Raw genomic sequence first — 22339 nt, forward strand, 5'->3', positions numbered from 1 at the left:
CCTTGATTATGACTTTGACCGGCGCCTGCGACGTGCGGGCTCGGTAATTGAATGGGTGGACTTGAGCCGTGCGAGCATCGCCACAGCCGGTTCATCGTTTGAGTCCTGCGGCACGAGACGCCCTTGGAAGGCGGCCTTTAGGATCGATTGTTTCAACCGCATGGCGTCGGCGGCTTCGGCGTCCAGAATGGTGAGCGTGTCTTCGTGAGTGGAAAGCGCGTCAGAGATACGACGGAGGATTTCGGCAACTTCGGAAGGCGGGGGGATGGGCAGAGCAACTTGAGAAATGTCCTGTTGGGAAATCTTAAGGATTCCTGCTGTCGTTTTAGCCAAGCGGTGAATTTGGCTCCTTCCCAAGGCGCTGTTCCATGCCATTTCCAGCCAGCGCCCAAATTGTCGATCTGGTCCAAGGGGGTAACGAATGATCGTATCGGGGAACACGACCGTTTCGCCAATTTGGCTGACATACACGGCGCGGCCGACAAATTCCGCTGACCCATTAGCCCGGGAAATAAGCAAATCACTGTTGTTCACGCGATAGTCGGCAATTCTTTCGTATGGAAGCGGGATGTAACGGACGGCCTTAAGGTCCAACCCGTGGACTGTAAGCGCATCAAGGCGCAACGCCTTCGTACCCGGCGGAGTCGGTGAGCCGGGGATCGAAATCCCGTTGCGTTGATCCCCGGACTTGGCTTCATCGACATTCGCCCAAACCCAGCCCTTGGGAATCGCTGGCAGCGCGGGAGCATCCAGCGGCCGCGCTTCAGCCGCGCGGCGGCCACGGCGGTTGGCCGGATCATGCGCGGCGCGATCCGATTTGATGCGGGCTAGGAGATCGTGACCGGTTTCACCCACCGGGTTCGCGGCGCGCCAGTCCTCTGTCAATGCACCTGTGACGGCACCTTTCAGCAGCGCGCGGCGGAATTTCTCCAGCCCCTTGCGCGCGTCGGCCAGCGCAGCCTCGCCTTCCTCGATCTCGGCGAATAACTCGTCGATACGGGTGACGATATGTCGTTGCTCCGGAAGCGGAGGAACAGGCATCAGGGAACGACGGAGGTAGTCAACAGGCACGCGAAGCTGGCCTGCGGAGCCGCTCATATGTCGCTGAGCCTGTTGACGGAATCGGCGGCTAACTAGCCAGTACCAGAGATAGCGTTGATCGATGGATTTCGGACGCAGCACGTGGAATTCGGTCGAGCCTGCACCGAATTGGCTCGGTAGTCCCGAAACTGGCGCGACTTTTCCGTTCTCCATGCAAGGCGTGATCTTGGCGAAGATCACGTCTCCCTCCATAAAGCGAACATACCCTTTTGCGACGTCTTTCGCGGGCCGTCGCTGATCCAAAGCAATGCGGCCAGTCTCTTCCGAGACGGCCGCCATCGGAACGAACGCGAGTTCTTCTTTGTCCGGGGTACCTTGGAACGCAGTTGGAGGGTTTACTGGTGCAACCGCTTCAAGCGGCGCCCAGACCCACCCCTCTGGCAGTTCCCAGGATCCCTCAGCGGCTCCCTGCCGATCGCCCCACGCCGCCACTGCTTCCATTACGCCACCAGCACTTCCGTCAGTTCATCGAGCATATTCGGAAACCTTGTGCCGAACAGTCCCCGCGCTCGCACGATTCCACCCCTGGCGGCAAACTCTGGCGCGTCCATCATGTCCTCCGGCCGGATTTCGATGTTCACGGCGAGGTGGTCGCGGATGGCAGCCAACCATGCCTTCTGCTCCTCGGAGTAGACCCGCCCTGCTTTCTCCTCACGCCCCAGCCACAGATTGAACCGTCCGGCGGTCACGGCGGGCAGCGGTTCCAGGGATTCGTTCTGCCCGAGCGCGTAGCGGACCAGCATGACGATGTCGGCCAGCGTTCCGGCAGGATTACCGCGCACCTTTTCGGCGGCGATACGCTTGTATGCCCGCCAGATGTCGACAGGCTCCAGCAGCCATGGCGGCCGCTTCAGCGCTTCGCGCAAATCGTCTACGGCCTCGTAGGTCAGCCGCTTCTGCACATAAGGGAGCCGATACAGGATCTGCAGGGCGGCAAGTTCGTCGCGACGCTCATCCAGGAATCGTCGAAACCTCTCGACCGTATCTTCGGCGCGTTTTTCGTCCCACCCTGATGAGACGACAGCGTCCGTCGAGATCGTATCGATCCGGATATCTGCTGCCGCCTTCACGTCCTTCAGCAGCTTGCGCAGAGCCGGGTCGTCAAAGATTTCCACTGCCTTATCCTTGGCCGCCTCTCGCGCCTTGCGCTGCTCCAGCTCCGGCGCGTCCTGGCCCACGCGGGCTGCAAGCGCATCCGGGTCGACGGCATCGAGTAGGCGCCCTGCCAAACCCGCGAGATCGACGCCGCCCGTCGCTTTTGTGATTGCCGCGCGATCCTTGTCGCCGATCCTTTGGTCAAGAGCGGCCAGACGGGCCGCAAGGGTTGCGAAGGCGTCATCGTCCCGTCGTCCGGCGGCGATCTCGTCGATCAGCCGATCGAATCCTATGACCCGGTCACGATCGAGAGGTTGCGATACCGTCTTGAGGCTTTCGGAAACGCCAACCGCGTCGACCAGTACGAAACGCGTCTTTGCTTCGGCGTCCGGAGTGACCTCGCGCAGTTTCTCCGGCGATATGGTGCGGGCGCCACGTCCTTTCATCTGCTCGAAATAAAGCTCCGAACGGACATCTCGAAGGAAGATCAGCGCCTCGATCGGCTTGACGTCCGTTCCTGTCGCGATCATGTCGACGGTGACGGCGATGCGCGGGTTGTAGTCGTTGCGGAAGGCGCGGATCAGCTGTTCGGGATCGGCGCCGTCAGTCTTGTAGGTGATCTTCCTCGCGAAGTCGTTTCCCTTGCCGAACACCTCCCGGACCAGCCCAACAATCTCCTCGGCGTGGTGGTCGTCCTTGGCAAATATCAGAGTTTTCGGAACCTCGTGACGGCCGGGGAATAGTTCGGTGAAGAGTGTGTCACGAAAGGATTCGAGAACCGTGCGGATCTGGTTCGGGACCAGGACAGTCCGGTCGATCTGGTCCGGCGTGTATGCGAAATCTTCCGACAGGGTCTCGTAGCGTTCGGCTCGCGTTCGCTTATCGCGGACCGGAAGGTCGTAGCCTGCCTTCACGGTCGACCCGCGTTCACCGATTTCCGTCCGGATGCGGAAGATTTCGAAGCCGACATTGACGCCGTCGACCACCGACCGCTCATAGGGATACTGAGCCACGAGGTTCTTGTTGAAGAAGCCGAGCGTGTGAAGCGAGGGAGTGGCGGTGAGACCGACCGTGAAGGCATCGAAGTATTCGAGCACTTGCCGCCACGTGCCATAGATTGACCGGTGGCATTCGTCGGTGATGACCAGATCGAAGCTCTCGATCGGTATCAAGGGATTGTAGCTGATCAGGCGCTCGGTCGCCGGGCCAGACTGCTCGAAGGACGAAATCTCTTCGGCCTCTTCCGCAAGCTCCTTGCCGGTCAGCACTGAGTAGATGCGCTGAATAGTCGCGACCACTACCTGTGAATCCTTGTCCAGCCCCGCCGCGCCGAGCTTCTGGACGTTGTAGATCTCCGAGAATGATCTGCCTGTTCCCGGCGGGCGGTAAGCGAGAAACTCGTCCCGGGTCTGGCGGACCAGGTTCGCGCGGTCCGCCAGGAAGAGGATGCGCCGGAAGCCGGCACGCGCCAGCAGCCGATAGCTCAGCGTGCAGGCAGTGAATGTCTTCCCGGCCCCCGTCGCCATCTGAACGAGCGCTCGCCGTTTGTTCGCCGCCAGCGACTGCTCAAGTGCAGTTACGGCGTCTACTTGACAGGTGCGCAAGCCAGTTGGATCGACCGGGGGCATTGACTGCAGCCGGGCACGAAGCGTCGCGGAATCCTTGATCCAGCGGTCAAGGGTCTCCGGACGGTGAAACGAAAAGACGATACGTGATGTGGAATCCGGATCGGCGTGGTCCCGGAAAAGCGTTTCCGAGGAGGAGGCAACATACTCGAAACGTACCTGTCCATCCGACCGCACCAGATGGCTTGGCGCGCCCGCCATGTACCGTGCCGCCTGCTCGGCGAAACCTGAAAGCGTCGATCCTTCCGGCTTGGCTTCCACGACGCCGCACAGGATTCGTCCGACAAACAGGGCATAGTCGACGGGACCGGTAGCGGTCTGGAATTCCCGGACAGCCACGCCAACGCCCGCTCCCAGGTTCATCTCGTCGCGAGTCTGCACCACCCATCCGCACAGCAACAGGCGCCGATCAATCTGGGATCGCGCCCTGTCTTCCGGATGAAATGCCCCCTCGTTCATTCGCGCACACTATGATGTGCAACCCTTCGGCGAAAGCCCGTTAGACGTTCGAAATGTTTCAACTGACTGTCTCACGGCGACTCTTCTACCGTGCGGGACTTAACAATCAGCTTTGCCGGCCAGCGGCTTTTCCCTTCAGTCAACCGTCCTGTTCTCGACGCAAAGGCAGGTTTAGCGGTTAGCTCAGGCCTCGAAGATTTCACCCCTACACAGACTTTGTGGCGGACGGCTCAATTGCGCCGATAGTGTTGAAAAGTCCGCCACCGAGGCCGTAGGGCTGCGCGGATAGAATTTCGTTCCGCAAATGAATTGCCTGTGAATCTCGATTCCAGCAGTACGCCCAGCGAGAAATGCCTTTCTACTTCAGAGGTATGCCCTCCGGAGCACCAGACTTTTTCAACAAAATCCGCCAGGAGCGGTCATTGCCGAGCAGATACTCTAAGGTCGCGTTCTGGTCGAAATGGGCCGAGAGCAGACCGGCAGCTTCGCCGCGATATTCAACAGCGGACATTCAGGTTGGTGTGGGCATCGTCGTGACCTGACCCGAAGCAGACTCTCGCAAACCGAGCAGTGCACGACAGCTTTGCGCCTCAAACCAGCCGTTGAGGTCCGTTAGTGCGTCATCTGCAAGCGGACATCCTATCGGGTCCAGGATGCCGCGCCCGCAGCTGACATCTGCGTCAGATATTCTCCGGCGTGACGATTTCAAAAGGTATGGATCGCTGAAGGGTGGCAAATGGTGCTTGCGGTCCAATGACATCGATCATCGTTTGGACAAGAAGGGCCGAGGTCGATTCGAGCGGATGGCAAAGAGCTGCAGTGATCAGGCCCTCAGACAGTCCCTTTCGAGTTTCGGGTCCAATGTCACGGCATACTACTTTGATACCCGACCGCCGCTCAGGAGACACCTCCCTCAAGGCACGAAGTACACCAGTTATTCCGCCTCCGACGATCAGAATTCCGACAAGATCGTCAGTCGATTTCAGAAGCTCAGTCACCATTCGATAGGCCTCACTGGCTTCCTCGTGGGTCGGACGGCTTTCCTCTACCGCTAGCCGTGGAGCGTGCTCGCGCAAATAGGAACGGAAACTGGCGTCTGACACATCCTGGCATTGATACCGGTGGTTGCCTATGAAAACCGCTATACGACCCGGTCCGTGAGTGGTTTGGGTAATCAGGAAGGCTGCAGTGCGCCCCAGCTTCCAGTTGTCGGTGCCTACATATGCGGCCCTTTCCGGCGCGGACTGATCCGTGATGTAGGAGACAACCGGTTTGCCCATCTCCTTCAGCGAACGGATGGCCTGGCCAATGATGGGATGATCTGCCGCGACCACCGCAACGGCGTCGCATGAATCGCCCAGCGCAATCAGACGGCTCGCGATTGTCTCCGGCGTCAGCAGATCCACGAAGTCGACTATTGGATCGATGACCTCGTCGCGACGCTCGCGACAGGCGGCAATAATCTTCTTCCCGAACAATTGGTAGAGATCACGGGTCGACTGCTGAAGCAGGAAGCCCAATCGGTAGTGTGGAGATATTTTACGAGCCCGATCATCAATGGCTCCGATTCCGTAAAACCCAATTTCCTCCGCTGCGCTTTGTACTCGTTGGACGGTCTTCGGGCGTACTGAAACGGTGCCACTTAGAATTCGATTCACGGTCGCCACCGAAACGCCTGCCGCAGTAGCGAGATCGTGGATTGTCGGTCGCCTCATGAGCTCCATCCCAGCTATATCATCATGACTGATATCAAATGATACAAATGTCGCTTTGATACTATTTTCGCCTTCTAGAAATATCAAGCCTCCGATATGAATCCCACCCAATAGAGGGCCGATGTTTTGACGAGCCCAGTTGGGAATAGCTCCGCAGGGAGGCGCTGTTAGGATGGATGACCTTCAGTATGGAACGCGCGATAAACGCGGTAACTGGGCTCCGCATCGCCGGGCCGAGCCGGCGCCAATCTGGCATCGTCCGTTCAATGCAAAGAAGGTGGTGGCGTGGATTCCTGAATTTCTTTGGCCGTGGAACGCCTTTCATATTGCCACGTCGATTATTTGGGTGAACTTCCTTATCCCAAGCTGGCAGAGCCTCGCGACCTTCTCAGTTCTCAACTACTTCTGGCTATACGGCCTAAACGCCGCCGGCATATTCCTTTTCTACGGCTTCTTCGAGTTGCGCTATTACTTCCAGCGCAAGCAACAGAACCGCTTCAAATATAATCCAAAATTCCCTTCGGACGCGCCGTCTGACGTGTTTTGGTTTCAAAACCAGAACATCGACAATTTCACGCGCTCGTTTTTCGTCACGATTCCACTATGGACAGTGGTCGAGATCGTGATGCTGTGGGTCTATGCAAACAGCTGGGCGGTCTGGCTGCCATGGACGACGAATTGGCTTTACCTCTCGTTCCTGGTGCTTTTCGCGCCGGCCGTGCATGAGGTCTATTTCTTCTTCCTTCACCGGGCGATCCATTGGCCGCCGCTCTACAAATGGGTGCATTCGGTCCATCATAACTCGATCAATCCAAGTCCCTGGTCGTCGCTGTCGATGCACCCAGTCGAAGGCTTCCTCTATCATGCTGAAGCCTGGCTGCACCTGTTGATCCCTTCTAATCCGGTCTGCGCCTACTTCACGCTGCACGGAGCGGGATTTGGAGCGGTGAACGGCCACCTCGGCTTCGAGACATTCGAAATCACCGACAAGGTTAAACTCGATAGCCATTCGTACGTGCACTACCTGCACCACAAGTATTTCGAGGTGAACTACGGCGGTGATGGGCTGGTACCCCTCGATAAGCTGTTCGGCACTTGGCACGATGGCAGCAAAGAAGCCGATGAGGTCATGAAGGCCCGCTTCCGCAAGAAGAAGGAAAAAATGCGTGGCCAGCAGGAAGGCCGCAGCGATCCCACGTCTGGAATGCCGGCGGAATAACGATCCAAACGCTGTTTCGACTGCGCCTGAGAGGAGTGGGCCCGGGACAGCAAGACTTTTTTTGTTGAGACCCCACGGGGTAAATTGGGAGGAAGACTATGAAGCTTTTCAAGACACTCGTGTCGACAGCGGTGCTGATTGGATTCAGCGCCGGCGCGACGCTCGCTGCCAATATCTTCGTGGTTGGCGGCAAGCCGGACGATCCGTTTTGGTCGATCGTAAAGCGCGGTGCTGAAGACGCTGGCAAGGTCGTCGAGGCCCAAGGTGGCAAGGTCACCTGGCTCGGGCCGCAGAACTATGACAATCTGGGCGTGGACGCCGCCGAATTGATCCGTCAGGCCATCGATCAGAAGGCCGACGCCATCGTTGGCCCGGACTGGGTGCCGGAAGCGATGGACCCGGCGTTCAAGGCAGTGAGGGATGCTGGCATTCCCCTGATCATCTACAACGCCGGCGGGCTGAAAGCGGCCGATCGTCTTGGCGCCATGAACTATGTCGGCTCAGACGACTACAAAGGCGGTGTCGCGGCTGGCGAGTACCTCACCAAGGCCGGCAACAAGAAGGGCGTCTGCATCAACACGCTGCCCGGCGCCGCCAATATTGAGGCCTTCTGCGGCGGCTTCAAGGAGGGGATGAAGAACGGCGGTGGCGAAGCCGACGTCCTGCCATTGCCCGCTACATCCTTCGGCTCGGCAACGGCCGTCGCCCAGGCGGTCAAAGCCTATCTGCTGCAGCACCAGGACGTGAATGCCGTCTTTACCATCGGCAACGTTGACGCCAACTCGGCCATGAACGGCCTTACCCAGGCCGGCAAGGTTGGGAAAGTGCAACTCTGCGGCATGAACTTTGACGAAACCATCCTGAACAACATCAAGGATGGCAAGCAAGCCTGCGCGATCGACCAGCAAGGCTACCTGCAGGGATACCTGGCTGTAGCGATCCTGAACGGCCACGTCAATTACGGCTTGGCGGTGCCCACCCGCGAGATCCTTACGGGACCAGGTATCATCGACAAGACAAACGTCGACGCCACCATCGCCGGTGTGAAAGCAGGGACGCGATAATCCTCCCGCCTGGGCCGCCCTCGCTTTACAGCGGGCGGCCCTTTTTCCCTCTCTCTGCGGCGGCCACATCGCGGCCGGCCGCGTGATCGCGGATTACCCTAATGGCACATCCCGTGACGTCCACATTAACCCCGGCGCCGAACCGCACGCGGTCCGGACTAGCCCTCGGCCGGCTGGCGCGTCGACCAGAGGCGGGCTCGTTCCTCGGGCTGGTCGCAGTTCTGCTTTTCTTTGGCCTGTTCGGCGGAAGTGCCTTCACGTCGGCAGCCGGCACGGCCAGCTGGTTGAACATCGCGTCTGAGATCGGGATCATCGCGCTGCCGATAGGGTTGCTGATGATCGCCGGGGAACTCGACATCTCGGTCGGCGCCGTGATCCCCGCAGCGTCGCTTACCGCTGCCATCATCTCGGGTCACTATGGCCTGCCCGACTGGCTTGGCATAACGGCCGCGCTTGGCCTTGGCCTCGCTGTCGGCTTCCTCAACGGGCTGCTCGTGACGAGAACCACCATCCCGTCGCTCATAATCACCATTGGCACCATGTTCCTCACGATGGGCCTGACGTTAGGTCTCACCGTCAAGATCGCCGGCAGCACCGGCGTCTCGCTTGTGCCGGACCCGCTCACCAAGGCAATTTTCGGCGACTATCTCGGCGGCATGTTCCAGGTCACGATCCTGTGGTGGGTGGTGTTCGTGATTGGCCTGTTCTGGCTGTTGCATATCTCCCCGATGGGCAACTGGATCTATGCACTCGGCGGCGACAAGGAAAGCGCGCGCAACGTTGGCATCCCAACCAAACGGCTGACCATCGGTCTGTTCATGCTGTCCGGCTTCAGCGCCGCTTTCGTCGGGGTCAGCGAGGTGATGGTTTACCAGAGTGCGCAGGTTCTGGCCGGTCAGTCCTTCATCTTCAATTCCATCATGTGTGTGGTCATCGGGGGCGTTCTGCTCACGGGCGGCTTCGGCTCGATCGTTGGCATCGTGTTTGGCACGATTACCTTCTCGATCGTGAACCAGGGCATCTACTTCACGAGCATGGATCCCAACATCGGAAGCGTCATAATTGGCGCGCTTCTTTTGATCGCGGTGCTGACCAACGACACCTTCCGGCAGCTGGCGCTCAGCTATTCGTCGAAGAAGGGGCCGCAGTCATGATGGACGCAATCAAATCGGTGCTGCGCCGTCCCGAAGCCGGCTCGATCCTCAGTCTTCTGGGCGTCGTAATGTTCTTCGTTCTGTTCGGCGGCGCCAGTTTGGGCACGCTCGTTGGCGCAGCGAGTTGGGTCAATTTCGCGGCCAATCTGGGCATTGTCGCAATTCCAGTCGGGTTACTGATGATCTCAGGCGAACTCGACATCTCCATCGGCGCTTTGATCCCCGCGGGTTCCATGACAACCGCCATACTCACCGGCTATTACGGACTGCCCATTGGGGTGGGAATTGCTGGGGCGCTGGCAGTCGGCGTGGCGGTCGGCCTGGTCAACGGCCTGCTGACGATCCGCACCTCCGTGCCCTCGCTCATCATTACTCTGGCCACGCTGGTCGCCATGCAGGGGGTGGTGCTCAGTGCTTCGGTGCTTCTGACCGGGACTGCCAGCGTTGCCCTGACCGCGCCGGGCTGGGCCAAATTCCTGTTCGGCCAGTTGATCGGTGGCAGCCACCAAGTCATCATCATCTGGTGGATCGCATTCGCCGTGATCATCGGCTTCGTTCTGCACAAGACCCGTTACGGCAATTGGCTGTTTGCAATGGGCGGCGATCGTGTCAGCGCCCGCAACGCCGGAATTCCGACAGACCGCATGACCATTGCGCTGTTTGTGTTGTCCGCAGTCAGCGCCACCTTTGTTGGCATCTGCCAGGCGATCCTGTTCAATTCCGCCCAAGTCTCCGGCGGCATGAACTTCATCTTCAACGCCATCGTGTCCGTGGTCGTGGGCGGCGTATTGCTGACCGGCGGTTTCGGGTCGGTTGTTGGTATCTTCGTCGGCACCATCACCTTCGCCATCGTCAGCCAGGGCATCTACTTCACCCAGATTGACCGGAACTGGTCGAACCTGATCATCGGCGTGATGCTTCTGGTGGCGGTGATGATGAACCAGTCCTTCCGCGACCTGGCTCTGTATTTCAGGCCGCGGCGCGAGCGAAGCGTGCCGCGGGAGCCAGCAAACCCATGAAAAATGATCTGCTACAGCAGCCAAGCAATGGGCTCGCACCGATCAACGAGCATCGACCTTCAATTTCCTCGCCTATCAACAGTGTCAGGCCAGCCGGATCGCAGATGGGAGATGAGCCCGCCATGAACGATAAACCTGCCATTCTCGAACTGAGAAACGTCAACAAGTCCTTCGGACCAATCGACGTCCTGCACGATATTTCGCTGAGGGTACGCGCCGGCGAAGTGCTTTGTCTGCTCGGTGACAATGGCGCCGGCAAGTCCACCCTCATCAAAACGCTCGCCGGAGTCCACAAACCCACCAGCGGCCAGATACTGATGGACGGTCAGCCGGTTACCTTCTCTGGACCTCGGGAGGCCCAGGCACAAGGAATAGCCACAGTGCACCAGTTCGGCGGCACCTTCCCGCTGATGAGCATCGGGCGGTCCTTCTTTGTGGGCGTAGAGCCGACCAAAGGCTGGGGGCCGTTCAAGATCTACGACCGCAAGCGCGCCAACGAGATCGCGGTGAAAGCGGTACGCGATTTCGGAATCACCCGCATTGATGACGGTGACCGCTTGGTTGGGGGCCTGTCGGGCGGCGAGCGCCAGTCGCTTGCCATTGCCCGCGCCGTCTATTTTGGAGCGCGTGTACTGATCCTGGACGAGCCCACTGCGGCGCTCGGCGTCAAGCAGGCCTCTCATGTGTTGCGCATTGTCAACGAGGCCAAGAGGCGCGGCCTCGCGGTGGTCTTCATCACCCACCAGGTCATGCACGCCATGGCCGTCGGCGATCATTTCGCGGTGTTGATCCGCGGCGCCATCGCTGTCGATTTCCGCAAGGGCGAAAAGTCCCGCGAGGAGATCACTGATCTGATGGCTGGCGGCGAGACCATGGCCGACCTCGAAGCCCAGGTCGAGGGCTACATGGAAACGCATGAGGGGCATCCACCATCATCCCTCCAAGTGGTGCAGGAACCAACCGCTTAGACCCACTCCAGAGCTCCAGCAAGGCGGCTGCACGTCACGGCGCGCAGCTGCCCATAAATTTAGAACGCAAAAAATAGGACTGAAATGACAATCCGCATTGCGGTGATCGGCGCCGGCCTGATGGGCGCGGATCATGCCAAGATAGTCGCCGAGGAGCTTCCAGGCGCAAAGCTCCAATTGATCTGCGACATGGACGAGCAGCGCGCTCGCCTGGTCGCCGATGCATGTGGTGCCGTCGACATTGCCACCGACCCCAACGGCGCCATCGCGCGGCACGACGTGGACGCCGTGATCATTGCGAGCCCCGATTTCACGCATGCGCCGCTCTCGATGGCCTGTATTGCCATGGGCAAGCGCGTTCTGTGCGAAAAGCCCCTTTCACAATCGTCCGCTGACTGCATCGCCGTGATGGAAACCGAACAGAAGGCAGGGGCGAAATTCGTCCAGCTCGGCTTCATGCGGCGTTACGATCAATCCTATCAGGAGATGAAGCAAACGCTCGACGATGGCCATCTCGGGCGAGCGCTGATGATACACAATTTCCATCGAAATGTTGAAACACCTGCGGCCGATTTCACCGGCGCTATGGCCATCACCAATTCGGCACCGCACGAATTCGACATCGTGCGTTACGTGCTCGGGACGGAATACGCCTCTATTTCCGCGTTCCAGCCGCGCCGCTCGGACGCGCGTGTCGCACCTGTTGTCATGATGTTGGAAACGGTGGACGGGCAGCTCGTCAACATCGAGATCAACAACAACGCCGCCTACGGCTATGACGTCCGCGCCGAGCTGATCGGTGAGCGCGGAGCCGTGGCGACGAACAACGTTGCCTACACCCGCAGGGAGTCGGCGCTTGCCCAAAGCACAAGCTATGACGTCGACTGGCGGACCCGCTATTACGATGCCTATCGCCGCCAGAACCGTGATTTCCTTCGCTTCGTCATGACAGGCGAGTTCCCGATGACCGCCTCGGATTGCTGGGACGGCTACTGCGCCGCCGTCGTTGCCGAGGCTGGCGTGGTGGCGTTGAAGGAAGCCCGTAGAACACCCGTCAAAATGATTGCTAAGCCGGAGTTTTACGCGTGAAGCTGGGTTTCGTTTCAGACAGTCTCGGCGGTTTGCCTTTCGACGCGCTGTTGGACCATGCAAAGCGCATGGGGGTATCTGGCATCGAGGTGAATACCTGCGGTTGGTCGACCGCCCCTCATTTCCGGCTTCCGTCCATGCTCGGCGACAGCGAAGCGCAGAAGCGGTTTACTGGAGCGTTCGAAGAACGTGGGCTGGAGATCATCAGCCTGAACGCAAACGGCAACCCGTTGCACCCAACGGACCCAGCTCAGGGTGAAGGCCTGAAAAACACGATCCGCGTCGCCGGCGAGATGGGCATTCGCACCGTCTGCACCATGAGCGGTCTGCCGGCGGGTAGTGCCAGCGATGTCATGCCGAACTGGGTTGTCTCCTCCTGGCCACCCGAGACGCAGACCATCCTTAGATATCAATGGGAAGATAAGCTGATACCCTTCTGGACCGAGATCGCGGCCCTGGCGAAGGCAAACGGCGTTGATCGCGTCGCGCTCGAACTCCATGGCAATCAGTGCGTGTACAACGTGCCCTCGCTGCTGAAATTGCGAGAAGCGGTGGGGTCCGTCGTGGGCGCCAACCTGGATCCCTCACATCTGTTCTGGATGGGGGCCGACCCCCTGGTCGCCGCCGAGGCGCTGGGCGAGGCCCTGTATCACGTTCACGCCAAGGATACGATGCTCAACAAGCCCGTTCAGGCCACGACCTCGCTGCTTGAGAATGGCAGCCTGATGAACATTCCGGCCCGGTCCTGGAGTTACATAACGCTTGGGTTCGGCCATGGCGAGGAGTGGTGGCGACAGTTCTGCTATCGACTGAAGATGGCTGGATATGACGGCTGGCTTTCCATCGAGCACGAAGACGTACTTCTGAATTCGCTGGAGGGGCTCGAAAAGTCCGTCGCGCTGCTCCAGGGCGTGATGCCGTCAGCTCCCGCAGACTTCAAACCACAAAATATCTGAGGAGAGACTCAATGCCCTGGGTTGACGCTTGTGCCGCTGATGAAATCGAAGCCGAGGAAGCCAAACGCTTCGAGAATGGCGGCCGCACCTTCGCCATCTTCCGCAACGACGCGGACGAATACTATTGTACAGACGGGCTTTGCACACATGAGAAGATCCACCTGGCCGACGGTCTTGTCATGGGGAATACGGTGGAATGCCCCAAGCACGCTTCCGTTTTCGACTTCACGACCGGCGAAGTAGAGACGCCACCGGCCTGCGAGAACCTCAAAACCTACAAGACGAAGGTCGAGAATGGCCGCATCATGATCGAGGTTTGAGTCATCATGGGCCAACTCTTCCAGCTAGCCGCCTGCGCCGAGATGCTGTGGCGCGACAAGCCAATCGAATGGCGCGCAGCTCGCCTGCACGAGATGGGTTTCCAGGTCGGCCTCTGGAACTGGCCCGACCATGATCTGACGAAGCTGGAGAAATCGGGGGCGACTTTCTCCATCATGAACGGCTACCTCCGTGGGCGCCTGACCGATGAGGAGGGCGCTGCGGAGTTGCTGGAAACGGCGCGACTGACCGCCCAGGTGGGAAAACGCTTCGGCGTCGCGCGGCTGAACCTCCATGGAACAGGGCTTGGCGAAGGTGGCTTGCCTGCTACGCCGGTCGAGGTGGTCACTGGCGCCATGTGGCTGAAGGCGCGCGATACGCTGCGCCGTGTCGCGGACATGGCCGAGAAGGAGGACGTGACCTTCACGCTGGAAAACCTCAATCTTCCTGTCGATCACCCGGGCGTGCCCTTCGGACGCGCGGAAGACGCATTGGCACTGGTTTCGTCGGTCGACCATCCGCGCCTGCGCCTGAACCTCGATCTCTACCATGCGCAGATCGGCGAAGGGAACTTGATCGAACTCTGCCGGGCCTGCCTGCCGTGGATCGGCGAGGTCCAGGTCGCGGATGTGCCGGGCCGCATGGAGCCTGGCACCGGCGAGGTCAACTGGCATGGCATAGCCAAGGCGCTGAAGGCGATGGGCTACGCCGGCCCCGTCGGGATGGAAGCCTTCGCCTCCGGCGACCCGGAAGCCGCGCTCGAAGCATTCCGCAACGCATTCACGGTGTAAGACAATGGTCCACAGGAACACCCGTCCTACCGTCGCCGACATCCGAGCCATGAAGGCGCGCGGGCAGAAAATCTCGATGCTTTACGTGACGACGCTTGAAGAGGCGGCAGCGGCCGACGCGGCGGGCATCGACATGCTCTCCATCGAGGGCCGGTTCTTCTCTCCCGAAATGCGCGAGGCGGCTGGGCGTTGCTTCGTCCAAGTGGGACTGCCATACGGCGGCTGGGGGACCTTCAACGGCCGCCCCCTGGCGACGGCCGAGGATTATCTGCGCGCAGCCTTCCATTTTGCCGCCATGGGCGGCGACTGCTTCTATTGCGCGGCCGCCTACGACATTCAAAAGGCACTCTGTGACAACTACGTGCCGATCGTCGCGCATGTCGGGCTTGTCCCTTCATACATCACCTGGACCGGGTTCCGCGCCGTGGGCAAGACTGCCCCGGAAGCCTTGAGCGTCTGGCAACAGGTGAAGCAGCTTGAAGCGATCGGTTGCTTCGGAGCCGAACTCGAGGTCGTGCCGGACCGGATCGGCGAGTTCATTTCGAAGAACACGTCGATGATCATGCTCGGTATGGGGGCCGGTCCGGGAGCCGATGCGCAATACCTGTTCGCGGAGGACGTGCTGGGCCACACCGAAGGCCATAAGCCGCGCCACGCCAAGACCTATCGCAATTTCGCGGCCGAGTTTGCGCGACTCCAACAAGAGCGGATTGCGGCGTTCAAGGAATTCATCGCCGACGTTGGTTCCGGCGCCTACCCGCAGCCACAGCACAATGTCGCTATCGCGGACGCGGAATACGGCCAATTCCTGGAGCAGACGAAAGCCTGAACCAGCTTCAGAGGCATCCCTCCAAAAGGGAGGGACGACCTCGTTACACATCGGCGGGGGAAGCAAGGCTCTCGCTGATTCAACAGATCAACCAGACACAGCAAAGCCAGAGGACAACCATGCTCAAAGGCGGCCTTCTCGGTGCCGGGCGTATCGCCGGCGTTCACGCCACGGCTATCTCGTCGCATTCCGGCAGCACGCTCGCCGCGGTGTCGGACATCAACACCGCAGCCGCGGAAAAACTCGCCTCCCAATATGGTGCCGAAGCTCGGACCACTGACGCGATACTCAATGATGTGTCGATCGACGCGGTGCTGATCGCGACTTCGACCGATACTCACTCCGACCTGATCGAGCGGGCGACTGTCGCCGGCAAGGCCGTGCTTTGCGAGAAGCCGGTGGATCTGAGCCTTGCCCGCGCGCGCGCTTGCCAGAAAGTGGCCGCCGGAACTGGCCGCCCGGTGATGATAGGTTTCAACCGCCGTTTTGATCCGAACTTTGCATCTCTGAAGGCAGCTACTGACAAGGGTGAGATCGGCAAGCCCGAACTCCTGTCGATCACGTCTTTCGACCCAGCGCCGCCCCCGGTTGCCTACATCAAGGTATCTGGTGGCCTGTTCCGGGACATGATGATCCACGATTTCGACATGGCGAATTTCATCATGGGAACTGCTCCCGTGGTGGTTACGTCAGTGGCATCTTCTATCGTCGATCCGGAGATCGGGGCGGCGGGTGACGTCGACACGGCTGTCGTCACGTTGACCTACGCTGACGGCCGGATTGCAGTTATCAAGAACTCGCGCCGAGCCGTCTACGGCTATGATCAGCGCGTGGAACTTCTGGGTTCGGAAGGCCTCTTGCAGGCTCAGAACAAGTTGGAAAACACGGTGGTAAAATCCACTGTCGCCGGCGTGATCGGGGCCAAGCCCACCTACTTCTTCCTGGAGCGCTACATGCCGGCCTACGCGGCCGAGTGGGCAGCGTTTGTCCAGGCGATCGCTGACGGCAAGGCTCCTCCTGTTACCTTGGACGATGGCATTGCCGCCCTGGCCATGGCCGAGGCCGCGACAACATCAGCAAAGACCGGTGCCCCTGTCAGCCCGGCAAGCGTGCTGGGCTGAGCGGCGATCGCAACGCCGTTACCAGACTGGCTGAATTGATGGCACCTCCTCCGGGTCCGTCGCGCCTGCGAGCTCAGCGCCAGTGCAGGCATCAAAGTACTTTTTGGAAAGCAGGATTGCCATGGGAAATCCACGTCCTGAAGTGATCATCGACGGGAAGGCCGCTGCGGCTATCCTGGCAGACAAGATCACCGCTGATGTTGCTGAACTCAGATGGGAGACCGGGTTGGTGCCCGGCCTTGCGGTCGTGCTGGTGGGCGACGATCCGGCGAGCGCCGTCTATGTCTCCTCCAAGCACCGCCAGACGGTTGCCGCGGGGATGGCCTCCTTCGAGCACCGGTTGCCCATGGAGACGACCGAAGACGATCTGCTCGCGTTGATTGAGAGGCTGAACGGCGATCCCGCCGTGCACGGCATCCTCGTGCAACTCCCGGTGCCGCCGCAAATCGATGCAGGTGCCGTGCTCAACGCCATTGAGCCGGGCAAGGACGTCGACGGATTTCATGTTCTTAATGCAGGCAGCCTGGCGACCGGCCAGGAGGCCCTCGTGCCGTGCACACCACTCGGTTGCCTGATGCTCCTGAAGGAAAGGCTCGGCGACCTCTCCGGACTGCACGCCGTCATCGTCGGCCGCAGCAATATTGTCGGCAAGCCAATGGCCCAGCTGCTGCTCTCGGAAAACGGCACCGTCACCATTGCGCACTCTCGAACGCGCGACCTTGCCACCATTTGCCGTTCAGCCGACATCCTGGTGGCTGCCGTGGGACAGCCTGAGATGATCAGGGGCGATTGGATCAGGCCAGGCGCGGTCGTGATTGATGTCGGCATCAATCGCGTGACGCAAGAAGGCAAGCCGCGGCTTGTGGGCGATGTCGCGTTTGCAGAAGCCGCTCATGCCGGGGCCATAACGCCCGTCCCTGGCGGAGTGGGGCCCATGACGATCGCCTGTCTGCTTTCCAACACGCTGACAGCGTTTCGTCGCAGCCTTCAGGCGTAGTCCGCTCAGGAAGAGAGCCAATGTTGAACTTTGCACTTCGCGTCAAATGCCGCTCCACCAGGGGGATCGCCGCTGCGATCTCGACCTTTCTCGCCGACCAGACCTGCAACATTACCGACAGCGCGCAGTTCGACGACGCCGACACCGGCAACTTCTTCATGCGGGTGAGCTTCCGCTCCGAAGGCGGATGGGGGCTGGAAGAACTCCGTTCGGGCTTCAAAACAATCGCCTCGCACTTCGGCATGGAGTGGGAATTCTTCGACGAGAGCGTCAAGCGCAGGGTCATCATAATGGTTTCGCGCTTTGGCCATTGCCTCAACGATCTTCTCTATCGCTGGCGTATCGGAGCGCTTCCGATCGACATCGTCGCAGTGATCTCCAATCACATGGATTACCAGAAGGTCGTCGTGAACCACGACATCCCGTTTCACCTCATCAAGGTGACGAAAGAGAACAAGGCCGAGGCAGAGGCACAGCAGATCCGTGTCGTCGAGGACACGGGCGCCGAGTTGGTCGTCCTGGCGCGATACATGCAGGTTCTCTCGGACGAGATGTGCCGGAAAATGTCGGGCCGGATCATCAACATCCACCATTCCTTCCTGCCGTCGTTCAAAGGCGCCAATCCCTACAAGCAGGCCTACGAGCGAGGTGTGAAGCTGATCGGAGCCACTTCGCACTACGTGACAGCCGATCTGGACGAGGGCCCGATCATCGAGCAGGACACGATCCGTGTGACGCATGCGCAGTCCAATGAGGACTATGTCAGCCTCGGCCGCGACGTCGAGGCACAGGTGCTCTCCCGGGCAATTCACGCCCATATCCACCGACGGGTTTTCCTCAACGGCAACAAGACCGTCGTTTTCCCTGCCTCGCCCGGATCGTTCGCCTCCGAGCGCTTGGGCTGACGTGGCTCTTGAAAGCCTTGCCGTCATGGGCTGGATCTCAGGACCGTCTGGCTGCCGGTTCTTCGAAGTTCTGGAGGTTTTCGGATGAAATCGCCTGTACTTGCACACAGACCGAAATGTCTTGATGAGATCAAAACTGCGATCGCGAAGCGCGAGCTTCGATTGACCCCCGCTCTCGAGAAGGTAGCTCGGCAAGCACTCGAAAAACCGGAGATCATTGCATTTGAAAGCGCTGAGGCAATCGCCCGCCGTTGTGGCGTCGGCACTACCGCTCTGACAAGGCTTGCCCGCTGTTTTGGATTCACTGCTTTTCGAGAGATGAAGAAGTTTTTTCAGGATAATATGCGCGCTCGAGGCGGGCGCTCTTTGCCGCCAAGCCACGAACGTGGTCGACCAGCGTGAAAATCTTCGACATGCGTGCAAAGCGATGGCATTGATCGTCAGATTGCCAGGCCGATTAATCAAATCGCATTTAGTAGCGCGGCCGCATGATCGGGTTCCGCTTATGTCGCAGACCGGCTGGAATTCAATGCCAGAAAGAGTCAGGTGGTGACGACGTCCAGCCCAACCTACGGTCCGCTCTCTAGGGTCAGTAGCACGAGAGCTGCCATTCCGCTTCCGGCCCAAACGCGACGTCTGAGTAGTGGTTCGGCAATGACCGCCCTTGGCGCAACCGCGACCTCCAGCGTGGTCGCCGCTAACGTCCGCTTTCAGGCAGTGGCAAGCTGACCGCAACGGCCGAGATTGCGGCGCTTTTCAGACAGACAGCTTTAGGTCCGGTTGCGGACTGGCGGCTCAGAGACGTCGATTCAGAAGCGGACCTTTAGGGGCCGGCGTGCATGTCGCGGAAGAGCCTAGGGTCGATGCCGAAGCGCCGTTCGAATGCTTCGGAAGCCGCCTGGGCGAGTAGAGTCCGACCTCCGCCGCGACTGATTTCAGTGAAATGCCGCGCGAGAGCAACACGGGCGCCGCATCCAGCCTGGCCGCCTCGGCGCACAATCCGGTTGCGCAATATCCTTTTCCTGGCGCCCGCCGTCCGTCTGGACCTTTTCGCCCGTTGGATTCCTCGCGGGCCGCAGATTTTCAAACGCTTCCGAATGTTCACGATGACCGATGCCGCGGAAAAGCAGGATCGTATCGCCGGCCCGATCTATCCTCGATCGCTCCTCTACATGGTCTCTGGTTGCTTCGAGGATCGCCCCGATGCGGCCATTGTCGGCATGGATCGTTACCTTCGACGCGCGGTGACCTCAGCCGGACGTGACTATGACGATGTGCGCCTTTGGTTGCAGGAGGGTAACCGGCTTGCTTATTCTCCAAGCCCCGCCCGTACCGCGCAGGGCCTCCAAACGAATTCCCTTCACCACGGCAGTTTCGACGACGATCCGGCTACCCTTGCTAGCCTCCGCTTCATAGTGGGAGCAACACCATGACCCACGCACCGGACGACTATGCCTTGGTTATTGGCGTCAACGATTATCCGGAGTGGAACAAGGGCGCGAAATCGCTCAAGGGTTCGGTCAAGGACGCGACTGATTTTCGCGATTGGCTAATTCATAAGGACGGCGGCGGCCTCGCGCCGGAGAATGCAAAGCTCGTCGTTTCGACTGTTGAGCCATTAGGCCCGCGGCAATGGATGATCGACGATGCCTTTCGCGCGATCCGTAATCAGTCCGAGGGAAAGTTGCGGCGGCGCTTTTATTTTTATTTCACTGGGCACGGCCATAGCCGTGCCGGTTCGTGGCAGCAACAGTCGCTCTGTCTCGCGAACTGGTCACCACTCGATGCTGGCGCTGCTCTTCATTTGGAAAGCTACATAAAGGCCTCGATTGGCTGTTTGAAATTTTCGGAAAGCGTCTTTTTTCTCGACTGCTGCCGCGTTCGAGCCGTGGTTCCGCTGGGGCAGCAAAGCGAGTTGGAGTGCGGGGACCCGGACGCAAGAAACCGCTATTCCGCGATTCTCTTTGGGAGTGATCAGTACGAGCCCACATTTGAAGGAGAGGTCAATGAGGAGATTCGGGGTCACTTTACCGCCGGTCTGCTGACAGTGCTCAAACAGGGGACGATCGAACTTAGCGACCTCCTCGACCGACTGAGGATCATAGTCCCGGATCTTGCAAGACCCAAAGAGCAGACAGTTCGAGCAGTCCCCGCAGACACAAAGATTTATCTTGGTCCTCCAGATCGCAAACCACTGCTGGAGAAATATGCTGACGACGGGAAAGGAGTCGGCACGCAGGTTTCAATCTCGGTGAAGAGCAACCTGACCGGCAGCAACACTGAGCAGGACGCGCCCACACCCCGGCCCGGCGACATTAGCATAATTCGCGACGATTTTCTTATCGCTCGCGGCGTTGGTTTTGTCAGCAAGCAGCTTATTCCGGGACATTATCAGGTCCGCATTGATCATGCGGAGGCATCTATCACTTACGACATTGATGTGGGCGAGCAACCGGTTGAGCAGCAGTTCGACCTTCCCCGACGCGCTTCTGCGACTCTGCTATCCAGCACAATAGACAAGCACGAGTGGCTGACCGATCCGGTAGTCGATGCAAGCAAATGGGATGCTTCGCAGGGCGGCCAGGCTATTTTCGTTTCTGTGCGTTCGCAGCAGCCGGGCGATGCGACGCCGATGGCAGGATCGCTATCGCTGTCGCTAAACAACCGAGGCAAGAATATCCCCATCTACGAGGGAAACTCACTGCATCTCGTGGAGCCGGGGACCTCTGACCTGCTTTACTTTGGCTCTGAAGGAGACATTTCAATCCTGCCGATCCCCATCGCGAAAGGGTGGGACACACACGTATTTATTCTGACTTATGAGGGTCGCCCCCAGCTTCCGACCGCTTCTATATCTATGCGGCCTTCTGGGGTCGGCTTCGATCCGTCCGATGCGTTGATTGATGCCTACGAACGGGGCATTGCAGACCTTGTGACCGGCGGCCCTGGACCCGACCCTGAAATTCTCGACTATTTGCTCTGGGGCAAATATCGAAACCCACTGTTCGGCTTGCTAGGCGCGCACTTTTTGATTCGCAAGCTTCGACGCGATCCCAAACCGGATCCCAACGATCTCCAACGTCTCGCGATCGTGGTCGAAAATTTGGGTGAGCTGCTTGGTGCGGATGCGCCCGACGTCGTTGCTCTGCGCCTTTGGAGGCAACTGATCTCCAAAGAGTGGCCGAGGGAACCTTTAGCTGGGCACTTGCCGCTGTTCAATGTCGGTTTCCAAGCTTTCATAGAGGCGACGGCATCGTCTGACGCAGCGATGGACAGCAGGCTCGACGACGTCGCGCTTGGCCTCGACGGGAATTCGCCATGGACGTTGTGGCGGCCTGCAAGGACCAGCAGCGTTTCCGCGAGTTGGAGCCTCTATCCGACACCACACACTACCTTCCATTTGGAAAGCGAATCGATTGGCAGGGTGAAAGCGATCGAGAAACTGTGGCGCAGAGATGGCTTTGTAGTGGAATCGACGCAGGCTGGCAGCTTGCGCAAGCTTCGGGCAATACGCCCGGAAGGTCACCGTCCCCGAAATTTCGATGCCGCCAGTCAGGCCAACACAATTCTCAGCATTCCTGACTGGGTGGTGAGTTACATGCGTGAGGCAGTTAAACAGAGCACGCGAACAGGCGGTGCGCTTGATCTTAGCCGGCTAGTCCGTCGCACTATGTTGCCGATGAATGTCCTCGTGGCAGCGAAGTCTCTGGCGGAACACTCTGAAGACGACGGTGGGGTGGTGGAGCCTATTCGAAGCTTCGGCACCGCTCCGCCTGTCGATTAGGAGGAAGCTTCTCCGCACTGGTTATGCCACGACATTTTCGTGAGGAAACAGAAAAGATCACGCCGACAAGGATGAGGATGACGGCGAAATGTCTGCCTGAGCCGCATGAGTGCTGACCGCCCATCGCGAG

The 22339-nt window shown here is 59.5% G+C and carries 20 protein-coding genes; 16 read left to right on the plus strand and 4 right to left on the minus strand.

Translation table 11 applies throughout. The features are described 5' to 3' along the window. Positions 1 to 6 precede the first annotated feature (6 nt). The 4 genes from NKI59_RS13885 to NKI59_RS13900 form a co-directional block, all read right to left on the minus strand. A complete protein-coding gene (locus NKI59_RS13885; protein ID WP_352704780.1) occupies positions 7 to 1542 on the minus strand; it encodes a restriction endonuclease subunit S in 1536 nt (511 codons plus the stop codon). Further along, positions 1542 to 4202 carry a type I restriction endonuclease subunit R gene (locus NKI59_RS13890; RefSeq protein ID WP_352704782.1) on the minus strand — a complete coding sequence of 887 codons (2661 nt, stop codon included), beginning with the start codon at positions 4200 to 4202 and terminating at the stop codon, positions 1542 to 1544. The genes NKI59_RS13885 and NKI59_RS13890 overlap by 1 nt, the downstream gene beginning before the upstream one ends. Positions 4203 to 4638: 436 nt before the next feature. Further along, complete coding sequence (locus tag NKI59_RS13895; protein ID WP_352590059.1) at positions 4639 to 4791, minus strand: hypothetical protein; 153 nt, start codon at positions 4789 to 4791, stop codon at positions 4639 to 4641. A 169-nt stretch (positions 4792 to 4960) separates the two neighbouring features. After that, positions 4961 to 5995 carry a LacI family DNA-binding transcriptional regulator gene (locus NKI59_RS13900; protein WP_352704986.1) on the minus strand — a complete coding sequence of 345 codons (1035 nt, stop codon included), beginning with the start codon at positions 5993 to 5995 and terminating at the stop codon, positions 4961 to 4963. Between the two features lie 172 nt (positions 5996 to 6167). Between NKI59_RS13900 and NKI59_RS13905 the strand changes: the two genes are divergently transcribed. From NKI59_RS13905 to NKI59_RS13980, 16 genes are all read left to right on the plus strand, one after another. Beyond that, positions 6168 to 7214 carry a sterol desaturase family protein gene (locus NKI59_RS13905; RefSeq protein ID WP_352704784.1) on the plus strand — a complete coding sequence of 349 codons (1047 nt, stop codon included), beginning with the start codon at positions 6168 to 6170 and terminating at the stop codon, positions 7212 to 7214. Between the two features lie 98 nt (positions 7215 to 7312). Beyond that, entirely contained in the window at positions 7313 to 8278 is a 966-nt protein-coding gene (locus NKI59_RS13910) for a sugar ABC transporter substrate-binding protein (RefSeq protein WP_352704786.1), read from the plus strand. Positions 8279 to 8391: 113 nt separating this feature from the next. Further along, complete coding sequence (locus NKI59_RS13915; protein WP_352704788.1) at positions 8392 to 9432, plus strand: ABC transporter permease; 1041 nt, start codon at positions 8392 to 8394, stop codon at positions 9430 to 9432. Next, the gene (locus NKI59_RS13920; protein WP_502901057.1) at positions 9429 to 10451 is read left to right on the plus strand and encodes an ABC transporter permease; all 1023 of its coding nucleotides are present in this window, start codon (positions 9429 to 9431) and stop codon (positions 10449 to 10451) included. Before NKI59_RS13915 ends, NKI59_RS13920 begins: the two co-directional genes overlap by 4 nt. A gap of 122 nt (positions 10452 to 10573) precedes the next feature. Beyond that, positions 10574 to 11419, plus strand: a complete 846-nt coding sequence (locus NKI59_RS13925; RefSeq protein WP_352704790.1) for an ATP-binding cassette domain-containing protein — start codon at positions 10574 to 10576, stop codon at positions 11417 to 11419. An 84-nt stretch (positions 11420 to 11503) separates the two neighbouring features. Beyond that, on the plus strand, positions 11504 to 12508 hold the full coding sequence (locus NKI59_RS13930) for a Gfo/Idh/MocA family oxidoreductase (protein ID WP_352704792.1): 1005 nt from the start codon (positions 11504 to 11506) through the stop codon (positions 12506 to 12508). After that, a complete protein-coding gene (locus NKI59_RS13935; RefSeq protein WP_352704794.1) occupies positions 12505 to 13464 on the plus strand; it encodes a sugar phosphate isomerase/epimerase family protein in 960 nt (319 codons plus the stop codon). Before NKI59_RS13930 ends, NKI59_RS13935 begins: the two co-directional genes overlap by 4 nt. Before the next feature lie 11 nt (positions 13465 to 13475). After that, positions 13476 to 13784 (plus strand): MocE family 2Fe-2S type ferredoxin, encoded by a 309-nt coding sequence (locus NKI59_RS13940; protein ID WP_352704796.1) that lies wholly within the window; start codon positions 13476 to 13478, stop codon positions 13782 to 13784. A 6-nt stretch (positions 13785 to 13790) separates the two neighbouring features. Continuing rightward, positions 13791 to 14573, plus strand: a complete 783-nt coding sequence (locus NKI59_RS13945; RefSeq protein WP_352704798.1) for a TIM barrel protein — start codon at positions 13791 to 13793, stop codon at positions 14571 to 14573. A gap of 4 nt (positions 14574 to 14577) precedes the next feature. Further along, positions 14578 to 15402 (plus strand): 3-methyl-2-oxobutanoate hydroxymethyltransferase, encoded by an 825-nt coding sequence (locus NKI59_RS13950; RefSeq protein WP_352704800.1) that lies wholly within the window; start codon positions 14578 to 14580, stop codon positions 15400 to 15402. 119 nt (positions 15403 to 15521) lie between these two features. Then, on the plus strand, positions 15522 to 16523 hold the full coding sequence (gene iolG / locus NKI59_RS13955) for an inositol 2-dehydrogenase (RefSeq protein ID WP_352704802.1): 1002 nt from the start codon (positions 15522 to 15524) through the stop codon (positions 16521 to 16523). A gap of 121 nt (positions 16524 to 16644) precedes the next feature. Next, a complete protein-coding gene (gene folD, locus NKI59_RS13960; protein ID WP_352704990.1) occupies positions 16645 to 17520 on the plus strand; it encodes a bifunctional methylenetetrahydrofolate dehydrogenase/methenyltetrahydrofolate cyclohydrolase FolD in 876 nt (291 codons plus the stop codon). A gap of 20 nt (positions 17521 to 17540) precedes the next feature. Then, on the plus strand, positions 17541 to 18425 hold the full coding sequence (gene purU / locus NKI59_RS13965) for a formyltetrahydrofolate deformylase (protein ID WP_352704804.1): 885 nt from the start codon (positions 17541 to 17543) through the stop codon (positions 18423 to 18425). Between the two features lie 84 nt (positions 18426 to 18509). Beyond that, positions 18510 to 18827, plus strand: a complete 318-nt coding sequence (locus NKI59_RS13970) for a MurR/RpiR family transcriptional regulator (protein ID WP_352704806.1) — start codon at positions 18510 to 18512, stop codon at positions 18825 to 18827. Positions 18828 to 19429: 602 nt separating this feature from the next. Beyond that, complete coding sequence (locus tag NKI59_RS13975) at positions 19430 to 19858, plus strand: hypothetical protein (RefSeq protein ID WP_352704808.1); 429 nt, start codon at positions 19430 to 19432, stop codon at positions 19856 to 19858. Then, positions 19855 to 22209, plus strand: coding sequence for a caspase family protein (locus tag NKI59_RS13980; RefSeq protein WP_352704810.1), 2355 nt, complete (start codon positions 19855 to 19857; stop codon positions 22207 to 22209). Before NKI59_RS13975 ends, NKI59_RS13980 begins: the two co-directional genes overlap by 4 nt. Positions 22210 to 22339 lie beyond the last annotated feature (130 nt).

The sequence above is a fragment of the Mesorhizobium sp. M0598 genome, assembly GCF_040320865.1.
Taxonomy (GTDB): Bacteria; Pseudomonadota; Alphaproteobacteria; order Rhizobiales; family Rhizobiaceae; genus Mesorhizobium.

Excerpts from the sequence above, each read along its gene's own strand:
- NKI59_RS13885 (WP_352704780.1), bottom strand. The coding sequence starts at position 1,542 with ATGGAAGCAGTGGCGGCGTGGGGCGATCGGCAGGGAGCCGCTGAGGGA.
- NKI59_RS13895 (WP_352590059.1), bottom strand. The coding sequence starts at position 4,791 with ATGTCCGCTGTTGAATATCGCGGCGAAGCTGCCGGTCTGCTCTCGGCC.
- NKI59_RS13900 (WP_352704986.1), bottom strand. The coding sequence starts at position 5,995 with ATGAGGCGACCGACAATCCACGATCTCGCTACTGCGGCAGGCGTTTCG.
- NKI59_RS13905 (WP_352704784.1), top strand. The coding sequence starts at position 6,168 with ATGGATGACCTTCAGTATGGAACGCGCGATAAACGCGGTAACTGGGCT.
- NKI59_RS13910 (WP_352704786.1), top strand. The coding sequence starts at position 7,313 with ATGAAGCTTTTCAAGACACTCGTGTCGACAGCGGTGCTGATTGGATTC.
- NKI59_RS13920 (WP_502901057.1), top strand. The coding sequence starts at position 9,429 with ATGATGGACGCAATCAAATCGGTGCTGCGCCGTCCCGAAGCCGGCTCG.
- NKI59_RS13925 (WP_352704790.1), top strand. The coding sequence starts at position 10,574 with ATGAACGATAAACCTGCCATTCTCGAACTGAGAAACGTCAACAAGTCC.
- NKI59_RS13930 (WP_352704792.1), top strand. The coding sequence starts at position 11,504 with ATGACAATCCGCATTGCGGTGATCGGCGCCGGCCTGATGGGCGCGGAT.
- NKI59_RS13940 (WP_352704796.1), top strand. The coding sequence starts at position 13,476 with ATGCCCTGGGTTGACGCTTGTGCCGCTGATGAAATCGAAGCCGAGGAA.
- NKI59_RS13945 (WP_352704798.1), top strand. The coding sequence starts at position 13,791 with ATGGGCCAACTCTTCCAGCTAGCCGCCTGCGCCGAGATGCTGTGGCGC.
- NKI59_RS13950 (WP_352704800.1), top strand. The coding sequence starts at position 14,578 with ATGGTCCACAGGAACACCCGTCCTACCGTCGCCGACATCCGAGCCATG.
- iolG (WP_352704802.1), top strand. The coding sequence starts at position 15,522 with ATGCTCAAAGGCGGCCTTCTCGGTGCCGGGCGTATCGCCGGCGTTCAC.
- folD (WP_352704990.1), top strand. The coding sequence starts at position 16,645 with ATGGGAAATCCACGTCCTGAAGTGATCATCGACGGGAAGGCCGCTGCG.
- purU (WP_352704804.1), top strand. The coding sequence starts at position 17,541 with ATGTTGAACTTTGCACTTCGCGTCAAATGCCGCTCCACCAGGGGGATC.
- NKI59_RS13970 (WP_352704806.1), top strand. The coding sequence starts at position 18,510 with ATGAAATCGCCTGTACTTGCACACAGACCGAAATGTCTTGATGAGATC.
- NKI59_RS13980 (WP_352704810.1), top strand. The coding sequence starts at position 19,855 with ATGACCCACGCACCGGACGACTATGCCTTGGTTATTGGCGTCAACGAT.